This is a genomic window from Roseovarius maritimus (genome assembly GCF_043355895.2).
In the GTDB taxonomy this organism is placed as follows: domain Bacteria; phylum Pseudomonadota; class Alphaproteobacteria; order Rhodobacterales; family Rhodobacteraceae; genus Roseovarius; species Roseovarius maritimus.
The window spans coordinates 58,242-72,584 of sequence record NZ_JBHFPF020000009.1 but is presented as its reverse complement, the minus strand read 5'-3'; the positions used below and the strand labels follow the sequence as shown (position 1 = coordinate 72,584).

At 62.9% G+C, this 14,343-nt stretch carries 12 protein-coding genes; 6 read left to right on the top strand and 6 right to left on the bottom strand.

All coding sequences use genetic code 11. The features are described 5' to 3' along the window. Window positions 1–2 precede the first annotated feature (2 nt). Together ACEWPM_RS15190 and ACEWPM_RS15185 are read left to right on the top strand one after the other, a co-directional pair. Window positions 3–347 (top strand): chaperone modulator CbpM, encoded by a 345-nt coding sequence (locus ACEWPM_RS15190; RefSeq protein ID WP_393962892.1) that lies wholly within the window; start codon window positions 3–5, stop codon window positions 345–347. Between the two features lie 82 nt (window positions 348–429). Next, window positions 430–1,005 carry a hypothetical protein gene (locus ACEWPM_RS15185; protein ID WP_393962891.1) on the top strand — a complete coding sequence of 192 codons (576 nt, stop codon included), beginning with the start codon at window positions 430–432 and terminating at the stop codon, window positions 1,003–1,005. A gap of 92 nt (window positions 1,006–1,097) precedes the next feature. Here ACEWPM_RS15185 and ACEWPM_RS15180 read toward each other — a convergent pair whose 3' ends face one another. The 6 genes from ACEWPM_RS15180 to ACEWPM_RS15155 all read right to left on the bottom strand — a co-directional run bounded on the left by ACEWPM_RS15180 (window position 1,098) and on the right by ACEWPM_RS15155 (window position 7,772). Next, window positions 1,098–1,952 (bottom strand): universal stress protein, encoded by an 855-nt coding sequence (locus ACEWPM_RS15180; RefSeq protein ID WP_393962890.1) that lies wholly within the window; start codon window positions 1,950–1,952, stop codon window positions 1,098–1,100. A gap of 135 nt (window positions 1,953–2,087) precedes the next feature. Then, window positions 2,088–2,432 carry a phasin family protein gene (locus ACEWPM_RS15175; RefSeq protein WP_393962889.1) on the bottom strand — a complete coding sequence of 115 codons (345 nt, stop codon included), beginning with the start codon at window positions 2,430–2,432 and terminating at the stop codon, window positions 2,088–2,090. Between the two features lie 86 nt (window positions 2,433–2,518). Further along, complete coding sequence (locus ACEWPM_RS15170) at window positions 2,519–3,715, bottom strand: acetate/propionate family kinase (protein ID WP_393962888.1); 1,197 nt, start codon at window positions 3,713–3,715, stop codon at window positions 2,519–2,521. Continuing rightward, on the bottom strand, window positions 3,712–5,109 hold the full coding sequence (locus ACEWPM_RS15165) for a bifunctional enoyl-CoA hydratase/phosphate acetyltransferase (RefSeq protein WP_393962887.1): 1,398 nt from the start codon (window positions 5,107–5,109) through the stop codon (window positions 3,712–3,714). Before ACEWPM_RS15165 ends, ACEWPM_RS15170 begins: the two co-directional genes overlap by 4 nt. 40 nt (window positions 5,110–5,149) lie before the next feature. Then, window positions 5,150–5,908, bottom strand: coding sequence for an enoyl-ACP reductase FabI (gene fabI / locus ACEWPM_RS15160; RefSeq protein ID WP_393962964.1), 759 nt, complete (start codon window positions 5,906–5,908; stop codon window positions 5,150–5,152). Between the two features lie 22 nt (window positions 5,909–5,930). Next, complete coding sequence (locus ACEWPM_RS15155) at window positions 5,931–7,772, bottom strand: PHA/PHB synthase family protein (RefSeq protein WP_393962886.1); 1,842 nt, start codon at window positions 7,770–7,772, stop codon at window positions 5,931–5,933. A 155-nt stretch (window positions 7,773–7,927) separates the two neighbouring features. Here ACEWPM_RS15155 and ACEWPM_RS15150 point away from each other — a divergent pair, with 155 nt between their 5' ends. From ACEWPM_RS15150 to ACEWPM_RS15135, 4 genes are all read left to right on the top strand, one after another. Beyond that, window positions 7,928–8,905, top strand: coding sequence for an HlyD family secretion protein (locus ACEWPM_RS15150; protein WP_393962885.1), 978 nt, complete (start codon window positions 7,928–7,930; stop codon window positions 8,903–8,905). After that, window positions 8,902–11,619 (top strand): ribosome-associated ATPase/putative transporter RbbA, encoded by a 2,718-nt coding sequence (gene rbbA / locus ACEWPM_RS15145; RefSeq protein WP_393962884.1) that lies wholly within the window; start codon window positions 8,902–8,904, stop codon window positions 11,617–11,619. Before ACEWPM_RS15150 ends, rbbA begins: the two co-directional genes overlap by 4 nt. Window position 11,620: 1 nt before the next feature. Further along, entirely contained in the window at window positions 11,621–12,748 is a 1,128-nt protein-coding gene (locus tag ACEWPM_RS15140; RefSeq protein WP_393962883.1) for an ABC transporter permease, read from the top strand. A gap of 138 nt (window positions 12,749–12,886) precedes the next feature. Next, on the top strand, window positions 12,887–14,332 hold the full coding sequence (locus tag ACEWPM_RS15135; protein ID WP_393962882.1) for a YfcC family protein: 1,446 nt from the start codon (window positions 12,887–12,889) through the stop codon (window positions 14,330–14,332). Window positions 14,333–14,343 lie beyond the last annotated feature (11 nt).

The following is a 14,343-nucleotide window of genomic DNA, read 5'->3' as shown; positions in this document are numbered from 1 at the left end:
TCATGGCAAACTCACACGATTTGGTGCCGATGAGCGAGGTGGTCGATCAGCTGACGCTGGTGGATCTGTGCCGCATCTGTGGATCCTCGGCGGAATGGGTGGTGGAACTGGTCGAGGAGGGCATTCTCGAGCCCGAGGGGCAGGGCAAGCCCGCTTGGCGCTTTGAGAGCACCAGCATCACGGTGGTGCGGAAGGTGCAGCGTCTTCAGGTCGATCTGCGCCTGAACGTGCCGGGCATCGCCGCTGTGCTGTCGCTGGTCGATGAGAACGCGGCGCTGCGCCGGCGCTTGCAGGTGCTCGAGGCGGTCGGTCAATACGCGATTCCGATGTCGGGGCCGGATGAGTAAACACCTGTCCAGAAATTGACGTCCGTCAATCGACCGCGCGTCCGAGGGGCTAGATTGGGCCGAATTTTTCAGGGGAGCCGCCATGACCGCCGAGACGCAAGAGCATCATTCATCCTACATCAACATCCCCGAAGCCGTGGGTGTCTTCGACAGTTTCGAAACGCTGCAGGCCGCGGTCTACGATCTGCGCGCGGCCGGGTTCAGTCGCTATGACCTCAGCCTTCTGGGAGGCAAGAAGGCGATGGAGGAAACGCTTGGCTCATCCTATTGGCGGGCGGAGGATCTGGAGGACAACCCGGACGCACCCCGCGCGGCCTTCGTTTCCGAAGAGGCGATGGGTGAACTTGAGGGCGCGATTGCGGGCGGTTTCTTCTTTCTCGGGTCCTATATCGCGATGGCGGCGATGCTGACGCCGGTCAGCACATTGGCCGCCTCGATCGCGGCGATTGCCATCGGCGGCGGGCCCGCCGCGGTGGTCGGCGCTCTGCTCGCGCGCCGCGCGGACAAGCATCACAAGGACTATTACGCCGAACAGATCCGCAATGGTGGTATTCTGCTTTGGGTGCGCACAGCCGACAAGGCCAAGGAGCAAGTGGCGGTCAAGATCCTGGAAGGGCATTCGGGCCGCGACGTACATGTCCATGATTGGAGCGAATGACGCGTCCGTCGCACAGCCTGCTGAATAGAAAAACGCCCGGTCGCTGGATGCGGCCGGGCCTCTTGTTTGGCGTATAGCAGTAATGGATGCGGTCAGTGGGCCAGGAACACCGCCTGATCCGTCTGGTCGACCATCGTCCGGGTCGTGCCGCCAAAGAACGCTTGGCGGGTGCGGGAATGGCCGTAAGAGCCCATTACGACCAGATCGGCCCCGACCTCTTCGGCACGGTCCAGAATGCACTGGCCGACAGTCTGGCCGCCGCTGGGATATTGCTGCACCGTCACGTTGCAGCCGTGATGTGTCAGCCAGCGCGCGACGTCCACACCGGGGTCCTCGCCATCGCCGAACTCGTTCTTGACCGGATCGACCGTGCCGATGATGACGCTTTCGGCCGTGCGCAGGAATGGCAGGGCCAGATGCACGGCCCGTCCTGAATGCAGATCGGTGCTCCACGCGACAAAGATCCGCTTGGGTGCGTTCAGAGCGACCGCATCGTGATCGTTCAGCAGCAAAGCGATGGGAGAGTTGAAAAGGACTCCATAGACCACCTGCCGAAACAGCGTGTCAGGCTTGCGCAGATCCTCGGTGACCAGCATCAAGTCGCATAGCATGGCCCGGCGCCCGACGGCATCCGCCACCATGGCAGGCTCGCACGATACGCTCGTCACATCGCCCGACACATCGTGCTGCGCCAGCAGGCCCTCCATCTCGTCTTCCCTAGCCTTCATCGCGGCCTTGTAAGTCGTCATCTCTTCCTGCCAGCTGATCGGGATATCAGAGGTTCCATAGGCTGGTACGCCGATCGCGTAGTAGGGAAAAACGGGCAGCTCGCCGACGATCATGATGACCGCCCGCGCCTCCAGCGCGCGTATGGCTTCGAGTTTTCGCGCCACTTCGCCATTCGAGGCGTTCTGGCCCATCGCGATCAGAATCGTGCTGTTTTTCATTTTCCGAGTCCTTGGTTGGTCAAAGGCAGTCTATCCGCAAGGCAGCGGGCCGCGATTGACGCAGGTCAATCGTGCGCCTGCCATTCGATCAGGAAGGAGCCCGGTAGAGTCAAACGATAAAGACCACGTGTCTTACTATTCACCCTTCTCGGCCTTGGGGGCAAAGTGCTGACCCATCTGCATCAGCTTGGCCGTCTCGGCCATGTAGTCGTCCATAGCCTTCTGAAAGAACCGGGCATGGATATGTTGAATTTCCGAGATGCCCTTGGCGTGCAGCAGATCATGCTGCACCTGCACGTCCTGGCGAATGCGCTCGGCGGTAAAACTCAGCATCTCGCTTCCGATATCCGACATGGCCTCCATCCAGTTGGTTCCCAGCGCGGGCATGGACTGCATGCCGGAGGCCTGCATCGTTTGCATCAGATCAGTCATGGCAGCGGCCGGGGTGTCAGCCTTTTCAGTCTTGTCACTCTTGGTCATGGCAGCCTCTCTGATTCGGTCTTTTGCCACGGTAAAGTTATCCAAGGCTGCATCATGGATGATTGACATGGGTCAATGATCCGCGATCAGGGCAACGGACCGCTCGTCAGGATACTGCGGCAGGCATTGGCGACGACCGCCTCCTCGTTGGTTGGCAGGACGCAGACCTTGACCGGCGCATCTGCTGCGCTGATCGTCTCGGCATGGCGGCTGTTTGCCGCCTCGTTCAGCGACACGCCCAGCCATGTCAGATGCTGGCAGATCAGCGTGCGTATCAGTGCAGAATTCTCGCCGATCCCGGCAGTAAAGACCAGCGCGTCAAGCCCTCCGATGGCGGGTAGCAACCCCCCGAGGCTGACGGCGGCGCGATAGCAGAAAAGCTCGATCGCCTCGCGCGCCTCTGGCGCGTCGCTCTTCTGCAGGACCTGCATGTCATTGGTCATGCCCGATACGCCCAGCAGGCCAGATTGCTTGTAGAGGAGCGTCTCGATCTCGGCGGCCTGCATCCCTTTGGCCTGCATCAGATAGAGGACCACGCCCGGATCCAGCGCGCCGCAGCGGCGCCCCATCATCAGCCCGTCCAGCGCGGTAAAGCCCATGCTGGTCGCCACGCTTTTGCGGTCCTTCATCGCACACATGCTGGACCCGTTGCCCAGATGCGCGACAACAACTCTGCCGGACGCCATATCCCCCAGATGCTGCGGCAGAACGCTGGCGATGTAATCATAGGATAGCCCGTGAAATCCGTAGCGCATGACGCCCTCATCGGTCAGGGCGCGGGGCAGGGCGAACATCTGGGCCAGCGGGGCTTGGCTGCGGTGAAAGCTGGTGTCGAAACAGGCGATCTGCGGCACGTCCGGCTGCCATTTGGCAACGGCACGTATGGCGGCGATGTTATGCGGCTGGTGCAGCGGGGCGAGGGGCACGAACGCCTCTAGCTGCTTGATGTCGCTCTCGGTCAACAGAGTGGGCAGCGTGTAGTGCTGGCCGCCATGCACGACCCGGTGACCGACGGCCATGAGATCCGTGTCGCCGCGATGGGTGGTCAGCCACTTCAGCAGGAGGGCAATCGCCGTATCGTGATCTGCTGATGCTTCCAGCGCGGCCAGATCGCTCGCGTCCAGTGCTGCTCCATCCGCGCTGCGCGCGGTAAAGACCGGCGTGCCGCCGATGCCCGAGATCATGCCGCGCATCCGCGGCTTGGGCGACGGATCATCGCTGGCGAAGACCGCGAATTTCACGCTGGACGAGCCGGCGTTCAGCGTCAGGATATCGCCGCTCATACCGGGTGGACCTTTGCCTGATGATGAACGTAGAGCTGCGCAATCGCGGCCGAGGCGAGGCGCGACAGCACACCGTCGGCGCGGCTGGTCAGCACGATGGGGATGCGCGCGCCCAGCACGATGCCGGCGGCATCCGCCCCGGCCAGATAGATCAGTTGCTTGGCGATCATGTTGCCGGCCTCCAGATCGGGCGCAATCAGAATATCGGCGCGCCCGGCCACCTGCGACACGATCCCCTTGGCGGCAGCGGCAGCCTCGGAGACCGCATTGTCGAAGGCAAGCGGGCCGTCCAGCAGACCGCCGGTGATCTGCCCGCGCTCGGCCATCTTGCACAGGCCCGCGGCATCGATGGTCGAGGGGATGCTGGGCGTCACGCTCTCGACCGCGGACAGAAGCGCGACGCGCGGCAGGTCGATGCCCAGCGCGTGGGCCAGCTCGATGGCATTCTGCACGATATCGGCCTTGGTCTCCAGATCAGGGAATATGTTGATCGCCGCATCGCTGATCAGCAGGGGGCGCGGATAACTGGGCACATCCAACGCGAAGACATGGCTCATCCGGCGCTCGGTGCGCAGTCCGGTCTCCTTGTGCACGACAGGTTCCAGCAATTCGTCGGTGTGGATCTTGCCCTTCATCAGCATTGCAACTTCGCCCGCGCGCGCCAGCGCCACGGCCGTCTCGGCGGCGGCGTGACTGTGCGGCACATCGACGATTTCGGAGTCTTTCAGATCGGCACCGGCCTCGGCGGCGGCGGCCATGATCTTGTCCCGGGGGCCGATCAAAACAGGGACGATCATGCCCTGCTTCTCGGCCTCCAGTGCCCCTTTCAGTGACAGCGCATCGCAAGGATGCACCACCCCGGTGCGCACCGGCGCCAGCGACGCCGTGGCGCGTTTCAACTCGTCAAAGCGCGCGCCTCGTTCGTGCAGATGCACCTCCGGCAGGGCGACACGGGGGCGCCGGACCTTCTGTGTCGGGGCCACCACCAGCGCCTGCCCCTCGATGACGACCTCGCCTTTCTGATTGGTGCAGACGCAGTCCAGCGCGACATGGTGATGCTCCGGCTTCTTTTCGGTGACGGTCACGCGGATAGCGATCGTGTCGCCCAGCCCGACGGGGCGGCGAAAGCTGAAGCTCTGGTTCAGGTAGATCGTGCCCGGCCCCGGCAGCTCCGTGCCCAGCACCGCAGAGATCAGCGCGCCGCCCCACATGCCATGCGCGATGACTTTGTGAAACATGTCCGAGCTGGCGTATTCCGCATCCACATGCGCGGGGTTCACATCGCCGGACATCACGGCGAACAGCTCGATATCCTTCGGGGCCAGCGTCCGGGTCAGCTCGGCCGTCTCGCCGATCTCGATCTCGTCGAAGGTTCTGTTCTCGATGAACTGCATTGAATGTCCTGTCCTTGGGCGTAAAGGGGTGGGTGCGGCGTCAGGCCAGCACATGATATCCGCCATCGACATAGGCGGTGTTTCCGGTGACCTTGCACGACAGATCGCTGACCAGCCCGGCGGCCATGTTGCCGACATCATGGATGCTGACAAGCTCTCGTTCGGGCGCGCGACGCCGGGCGGCGTCGATCAATTCGTCGAAATGGGCGATGCCCGACCCCGCCCGCGTCTGCAGCGGCCCGGGCGAGATGGCGTTGACCCGGATCTGTTTCGGCCCCAGCTCGGCGGCAAGGTAGCGCACGGTGCCTTCTAGCGCCGATTTGACCGGCCCCATGATGTTGTAGTGCTCGACCACCTTCTCGGCGCCGTAATAGCTCATGGTCAGGATGCTGCCGCCCTCAGGCATCAGGGGAATGGCAAGCCGGGTCATGCGGATCAGCGAATGGACCGAGATATCCATCGCCTGCGCGAACCCTTCCTGCGAGCATTCGCTGACCGGCCCGTGCAGATCGCCGCGCGGGCAGAAGGCGATGGAGTGCAGGACGAAATCCAGCTTGTCCCACAGACGCTCGATCTCGGCAAAGACGGCCTCCATCTGGCCGGGCACCTCTACATCCATCGGCAGAAACAGGGGCGCCTTCAGCCGGGCCGCGACCGGGGCGACGAAGGGGCGCGATGTCTCGTTGGCGTAGGTGACGGCAATATCGGCACCCGCCGCGTGAAAGGCGGCGGCGCAGCCTGCGGCGATCGAATGCTCGTTGGCAATCCCCACGACAAGGCCGCGCTTGCCCTTCAGCAAATCGTGCAGCATCACGGGGGGCTCACTTCTGATAGACATAGGTGCCGGGCGCGTCGCAAAGCGGTGGATGAGACTTGGCCCCCATCGTGGGCGGCGTGACCGGGTCGCCCGATCTCTCACTCAGCCACCGCGTCAGCGCGGGCCACCATGAGCCTTCCTGTTCGGGCGTCTGGGCTATCCAGCGGTCCGGATCGGTATAGGGTGCGTCCTTGGCCTTGGTCTCGATCCGGAAATGACGGCGCGGATGGCCCGGTTCGGAGACAATACCGGCATTGTGCCCGCCGCTTGTCAGCACGAAGGTCACTTCCGTGTCCGACAAAAGGTGGAACTTGTAGACTGAGTGCCACGGCGCGACATGGTCACGCTCGGTGCCGACCATGAAGACGGGCGCGCGGATATCCGACACCGTGATGGGATTCTCGCCCACGTAATAGCGCCCTTCGGCCAGATCGTTGTTCAGGAAAAGCCGCCTCAAGTATTCGGAATGCATGCGGTAGGGCATCCGCGTGGCATCGGCATTCCATGCCATGAGGTCATTCATACCCGATCTCTCGCCCATCATGTAATCGTGGATCACCCGTGACCAGATCAGGTCGTTCGAGCGCAAGAGCTGGAACGCGCCGGCCATCTGCGTGGTGTCAAGATACCCCTTGTCCCACATCATGTCCTCGAGGAAGGTCAGCTGGCTTTCGTCGATGAACAGCGTCAGCTCGCCCGCCTCGGTGAAATCCACCTGCGCGGCCAGCAGGGTCAGGCTCTTGACACGCTCGCCGCCATCGCGGGCCATTGCCGCCTCTGCGATCGACAGCAGCGTGCCCCCGAGGCAATAGCCCACCGCATGCACCCTCTGCCCCTTGCAGATCGTGCCGACAGCGTCCAGCGCGTCCATGATGCCATGCGACAGGTAGTCGTCCATACCCAGATCGCGGTCATCGGCGTCGGGATTTTTCCACGAGACCATGAAGACGGTAAAGCCCTGCGCCGTGAGATATCGGACCAGCGAGTTGGTCTCGCCAAGGTCGAGGATGTAGTATTTCATGATCCAAGCGGGCACGATCAGGATCGGCTCGGGCCGCACCTTGTCGGTGGTGGGCGCGTATTGGATCAGTTCGATCAGGTGGTTGCGATAGACGACCTTGCCGGGCGTGATGGCCATGTTGCGGCCCACCTGAAAGGCCTCGGCGCCGATCGGTTTCTTGTCCGTGAGGACGCGCGAGAGGTCCTCCATGTAGTTCTGCCAGCCCCGGACAAGATTCATGCCGCCCTCATGCACCGTCCGGGCCAGCACTTCAGGGTTCGTGGCCGGGTAGTTCGACGGCGAGAACACATCGAGGATCTGCCGGGCCGCGAAGGTCACGACGTCGCTGTGCTTTGCCGTCACGCCTTCGACGCCGGTGGTGGCATTGTGCCACCATTGCTGGTTCAGCAAGAAGGCCTGCGACATCGCGTTGAAGGGCCATTTCTGCCAGGCCTCGCCCCGGAAACGCTTGTCCTGGGGCAGGGGGGTGATGCAGGTCTCGCGCGTGTCGGGATCACGCGCGCAGAGCGCGGCGTAATTTGCAAAGCGCCACATCTTGCGCCCGGCCTTCTCGACCAGTTCCAGTTGCTTGCCGGGGGCCGATGCCAGATGTAGGGCCCAATCCGAATAGGCCATGGCAAGGGCGATGGGCGAGAGGCCTGCGGTAAACCGAGCCTGAATGGCCGTCACCCCCTTGTCGAGGGCGCGATCCATCGTGACATGTGTATGCGCGACACGCTCGGCCCGTTCCTTGAACAATCCGGGCGGCGGGGTGTAGGGCAATCTCCTTGGTGAGAGCGTCTGCGCCGGCGTCCGTTTCTTCTGACTTGAGGAGACCTGCGCCATTCACCGTTCCTTTTCCGCGAGAGTAGACTCGCCGCAGGCGTATCTGAAATCGAATTCTTCAGAATTGACCTTGATCAATCCGGCGCCGGACTGGCGGATTTAAGGATGCTGCATCTGCATTGCGGGTCCGCACCGCATGAAAAGGGATTTGGATCATGAAGAAAACCCTCCTGGCCGGCATTGTGCTTTTGGTCTGTGTGCTCGGTGCGGCAGCGTGGTGGGAAATCTCGCGACAATCCGTGCTGCCCGATGGCATCAGTCGCTCGAACGGGCGGATCGAGGCCGAGCGTCTCGCCGTTGCGGCCAAGGCCGGGGGCAAGGTAGCCGAGGTGCTGGTGTCCGAGGGGGATTGGATTCAGCAGGGGCAGATCGTCGCCCGGTTGGAAACGACGTCACTTGAGGCCAGTCTGCGGCAGGCCAACGCCGCCGTGCAGCAGGCTGAGCAGCAGCAGTTGCAGGCCGACGCGTTGCTGCGTCAGCGCAAATCCGAGCTGACGACCGCCCGAGCCGCCTACGACCGGGTCGAGAAGCTGGCCGCCGACGGCTTCAACAGTCAGGCGCAGCTGGACACGCAGCGCACCGCGCTGGACACCGCCGAGGCCGCGCTTGCCGCCGCCGAAGCGGGCATCCCTCTGGCCAAGGCGACCATCGCCGCTGCCGAGGCCGCCGTCGAGGGCGTGCAGAGCAATATCGACGATGCCACGCTGCGCGCCCCGCGCGCCGGGCGTGTCCAATACGTGCTGGAGCATGAGGGCGAGGTCGTGGCCGCCGGAACCAGTATCGTGACGCTGACCGATCTGTCGGACATGTATATGACCGTCTTCCTGCCCTCCCGCGATGCCGGGCGGTTGGCCATCGGGGCCGAGGCACGGATCATTCTGGACGCGATTCCCGATTACGTCATCCCGGCCAAGGTATCCTTCGTGGCCAGCACGGCCCAGTTCACGCCCAAATCGGTCGAGACCGACGAAGAGCGCGACCAGCTGATGTTCCGCGTCAAGCTGACCATTCCGCCTGATCTGCTGGCCCAGTATCAGGACCGCGCGCGCGCAGGAGTGCCGGGGGTGGGCTATGTCCGTGTGGATGACACCGTGGAGTGGCCGGATGAGCTGACGGTGAGACTGCCGCGATGACCTCGCCGCCCGTCGCGGTGCTGTCGGCGGTCACGCATCGCTACGGGCAGACTGCGGCCCTCGACAATGTCTCGCTAAAGGTGCCCGCCGGGTGCATGGCCGGGTTGATCGGGCCGGACGGCGTGGGCAAGTCGACGCTGCTGGCCCTGCTGGCCGGCGTCCGGCAGATCCAGGCCGGGGAGGTGCATGTGCTGGACGGCGATATCCGCAGCCGCGCGCATTTGCGGGCCTGCAACCGCCGCATCGCCTATATGCCGCAGGGTCTTGGGCGAAACCTCTATCCCACGCTGACAGTGACCGAGAATCTCGATTTCTTTGGCCGCCTTTTCGGGCAGGGCGAGGCCGAGCGCCGCGAGAGAATTGCCGATCTGCTGCAGGCCACCGGCCTTGATCCCTTTCCGGACCGGCCCGCAGGCAAGCTTTCGGGCGGGATGAAGCAGAAGCTGTCGCTCTGCTCGGCGCTGATCCATGATCCTGACCTGCTGATCCTCGACGAGCCGACAACGGGTGTCGATCCGCTGTCGCGTCAGCAATTCTGGGATCTGATCGACCGGATGCGCCAGCAGCGCCCGCAGATGAGCGTGATCGTGGCCACCGCCTACATGGAAGAGGCCGAGCGGTTTGACTGGCTGGCGGCGATGTCAGACGGCGCGGTCATTGCCATGGGAAAGCCCGCCGAGATGCTGAAGCTCACCGGTGAGGCGACGCTTGAAGAGGCGTTCATCGCCATGCTGCCCGAGGCAGCGCGCCGGGGCCACACCGCCGTCACCGTGCCGCCGCGCCGTGCATTCGACGGACCGCCCGCTATTCAGGCCAAGGCGCTGACGCGCAAATTCGGCGATTTCACCGCTGTCGACTCAGTCAATTTCGAGATCGAGCGGGGCGAGATCTTCGGCTTTCTGGGCTCCAACGGTTGCGGCAAGACGACGACGATGAAGATGCTGACAGGGCTGCTGCCCGCCAGCGCGGGCGAGGCGCTGCTGTTTGGCGAAACACTGAATGCGGGCGATATGCGCACGCGCCAGCGGGTCGGCTACATGTCGCAATCCTTTTCGCTCTATAGCGAGCTGACCGTGCGCCAGAACCTCGAATTGCACGCCGAGCTCTACCAGTTGCCCGCGGCCAAGCGCGCCGGGCGCGTTGCCGAGGTAATGGAAACCTTCAAATTGGTGCATGAAGCGGACGAGCGGCCGGACGACTTGCCGCTGGGCATCCGGCAGCGCCTGCAACTGGCCGTGGCTGTGATCCACTCGCCCGACGTTCTGATCCTGGACGAGCCGACATCGGGCGTCGATCCCATCGCGCGCGATGCGTTCTGGCAGCACCTGATCGGTCTGTCACGCAATGACGGCGTAACGATCTTCATCTCGACCCATTTCATGAACGAGGCCGAGCGCTGTGATCGCATTTCGCTGATGCATGCGGGCCGCGTCCTGGCCGTGGGCAAGCCGGACGAGATTGCCAGGGCCAAAAGCGCGGACAGCCTCAATGACGCCTTCGTCAGCTATCTGCGCGAAGCGGCCGGTGAGACCGACTCCCCGCCGCGGGCGGCCCCTGTCCAGCACCGCGAGGGCTCGGCCCACCAGCGCGGCGGCGCCTCGCGCATGTGGGCCTTCGCCCGGCGCGAGACGATGGAGATCCTGCGCGATCCGCTGCGTCTGACATTCGCCTTCATGGGGCCCGTCATCCTGATGCTGACCTTCGGCTATGGCATTTCCTTCGACGTGACGGACCTGCCCTATGCCGTGCTGGACGAGGACCGCAGCGCCGAAAGCCGCGAGTTGCTCGAGGCGTTTTCCGGCTCGCGCTATTTCGAGGAACAGCCATCTGCCTCCAGCGCGGACGAGCTTGAGGCGCGGCTGCGCGACGGCGAAATCGCCATCGCCGTCCAGATCCCGCCCGAGTTCGGCAAGGCGCTGCTGCGCGGCGACCGGCCCGAGGTGCGCATTGCGCTGGACGCGGCCATGCCTTTTCGGGCCGAGACGACGCGCGGCTATCTTGCCGGGTTGGCCGCCGCCTACACGCGGACCCAGACCGAGCGGACCTATGGCGAGATCATCGATACCAGAGCTGCGGATGTCGCAAGCCGGTTTCGCTACAATCAGGCCTTCAAGAGCGTCGTCGCCATGGTGCCCTCGGTGATCATGCTGATGCTGGTTCTGATCCCGTCCATGATGTCTGCCATGGGTGTCGTGCGGGAAAAGGAAACCGGTTCGATTGCCAATTTCCGCTCGACACCGGTGACGCGGGCCGAGTTCCTGTTGGGCAAGCAATTGCCGTATGTCGTCATCGCGATGCTCAGTTTCGTGACGCTGCTGATCGTCGCCTACGGGGTCTTCAACGTGCCGATCAAGGGTTCGGTCGCGGCGCTGGTCACGGGCACGCTGCTCTATGTCATGGCGACGACCGGCTTTGGCGTCCTGATCTCGACCTTCACCAGGACGCAGGTGGCGGCCACCTTTGCCGCGGCGGTGATCTCGATCATTCCGGCGGTGAACTTCTCGGGGCTGCTGGTGCCGGTGTCGTCGCTCTCGGGCAGCGGGCAGGTCATCGGGCTGAGCTTTCCATCGGGATGGTATCAGCAAATCAGCGTCGGCGTATTCACCAAGGATCTCGGCTTTGCCGAATTGTGGCGCAACCACGTGGCGCTGGCGGGCTTTGCGATCCTCTTTGTAACGGTGTCGATCCTGGCTCTCAACAAGCAGGAACGCTGAGATGATACAGTGGCTGTCCAATATCTATCGGCTGGGGCGCAAGGAACTGCGCAGCCTCTGGACCGATCCGGCGCTGCTCTTCCTGATCATCTACGTGTTCAGCTTTGCCGTCTATGCCGTCGCGACGGGGGCCAAGCTGGAGGTGATCAACGCATCGGTCGCCTATGTCGACCTGGATCGGAGCGACCTCACGGGACGCATCATCGGGGCGATCCTGCCGCCCGAATTCGATACGCCGCAAGAGATATCGCCGGACGAGGTCGACCGTGTCATGAACAGTGGCGACCACGTCTTCGTGCTGTCCTTCCCGCCCCGGTTCGAGGCGGATGTGCTTGCCGGGCTACAGCCCTCGATCCAGCTGAATGTCGATGCCACCGCGATGGTGCAGGCGGGCAACGGCTCGGTTTTCCTGCAGGAGATCATCGCCGCCGAGCTTTCGAAATTCGTCACCGGAACCGAGGACGAAACCAGCCTGCCCATCGACCTGATCGTTACCGCGCAGTTCAACCCGAACCTGCAATCGACGTGGTTCTCATCGGTCATGCAGGTGATCAACAACGTCACGATCCTGGCGGTACTGCTGACCGGCGCGGCCCTGATCCGCGAGCGCGAGCGCGGCACGATCGAACATCTTCTGGTCATGCCCGTCACCCCGTCCGAGATCATGCTGGCCAAGATCTGGGCCAACGGCCTGGTGATCATCGTCGCTGCCGTGCTGTCGCTGTGGATCGTTGTGCAGGGCATATTGTCCGTGCCGGTTGCAGGATCGATCTTCCTCTTTGTGGGCGGCACGGTCCTCTACCTGATTTCGGTGACCGGGCTGGGCATCCTTCTGGCGACCTTCACCACCTCGATGCCGCAATTCGGCCTGCTGGCCCTGCCGGTTCTGGTGGTGATGAACCTGCTATCCGGCAGCACCACACCGATGGAGAGCATCCCCACCTGGCTGCAGAACGTGATGCAGATTTCGCCCTCGACGCATTTCGTGGCCTTCTCGCAAGCCATTCTCTATCGCGGCGCGGGGCTGGCGACGGTCTGGCCCGACATGGTGATCATGGTGGCGCTCAGCGCGATATTCTTCGTGATCGCCCTCCTGCGGTTCCGGCAGACGATGGCTTCGGCACAGTAAAACACGGCCTCGATCTGGCAGCTAATTGACGAACGTCAATCCTGAAACTGCGCGCGCGGTCAATGCTCCAGATGAATGTCACGTTTTCCAATCGTCGATTGATGGCGAAGGGCAAGCCATTTTGCAGGGAGAGAATTCATGCCGGAAACGCCAACCACCGACAGCCCGGAAGCGCAGACGCAGTCACGCTTTCCGACGGCCTACACAATTCTTTTCCTTCTCATCATCCTGGTGGCGGTGCTGACTTGGATCATACCGGCGGGCAGCTATGACCGCGTAATGGACGACGCCGTGGGCCGGGAAATTGCCGTTGCGGGGACCTTTCAGCAGGTGGACCCGAACCCTCAGGGCTTCTGGGATGTGCTTTTGGCGCCGACTGCGGGTTTCTATGATCCTGACAGTTACGCCGCCAATGCAATCGACGTCGCGCTGTTTGTCCTGTTTCTGGGCGGTTTTCTTGGCATCGTCAACGCGACCGGCGCGATTGATACAGGCATCCGGACGGTGATGCGCAGGCTTCAGGGCCGGGAAATCTGGATGATCCCGATCCTGATGACATTGTTCGCCTTGGGTGGCACGACCTACGGGATGGCCGAAGAGACCCTTGCGTTCTATGCCATTCTGATTCCGATCATGATCGCCGCAGGTTACGATGCGGTCACCGGTGTCGCGATCATTCTGATCGGTGCGGGTATCGGTGTTTTGGGGTCTACAATCAATCCATTCGCGACGGTAATCGCGGCCAACGCGTCGGGCATTCCTTTCACTGATGGCATTGTTCTGCGTTTCATCCTGCTGATCGGCGGCCTGATCGTCTGCGCCGCCTATGTCATGCGTTACGCCTCCCGGGTGAAGGAGGATCCGTCGCGTTCGGTTGTGGCCAAGCAGGCCGAAGCACATCGCCGGATTTTTTTAAAGGATCAGTCGGATAGCGCCGAAGCGGCCAATCTGACCGGCACGCAGTCCATTGTGCTGATCGTCTTCGGTCTGACGTTCGCGGCCATGATCTGGGGCGTTTCCAGTCAAGGCTGGTGGATGGCGCGGATGGGTGCGCTATTCCTCGGCTCTGCCATCTTGATCGGCCTGATCGCGCGCATGGGAGAGAAGCAGATCACCGGAAACTTCGTCGATGGCGCGCGTGATCTTCTGGGTGTGGCCCTGGTGGTCGGCCTTGCGCGCGGCATTGTCGTGATCATGGAGAACGGCCTGATCGCGGACACCATTCTGCACAGTGCCGAGCAGTCGCTCGCCGGGCTTGGCGATCTGGCCTTCATCAATCTGATGTTCTGGATCGAGGTCGGCATGAGTTTCTTCGTCCCGTCGTCATCCGGTCTGGCCGTGCTGTCGATGCCCATCTTGGCGCCACTTGCGGATTTTGCCGGTGTTGCGCGCAGTCTGGTCGTCACGGCCTATCAATCGGCCAACGGGCTGGTGAACCTGATCAATCCGACCTTTGCGGTCGTGATCGGCGGCCTCGCGATCGGACGGGTATCCTATGACCGCTGGCTGGTGTTCATCTGGCCTTTGCTTCTGATCCTGATCATTTTCATCTCAGCGGCGCTCAGCATCGCCGCCATCATCTGAAGGAGGCAAGA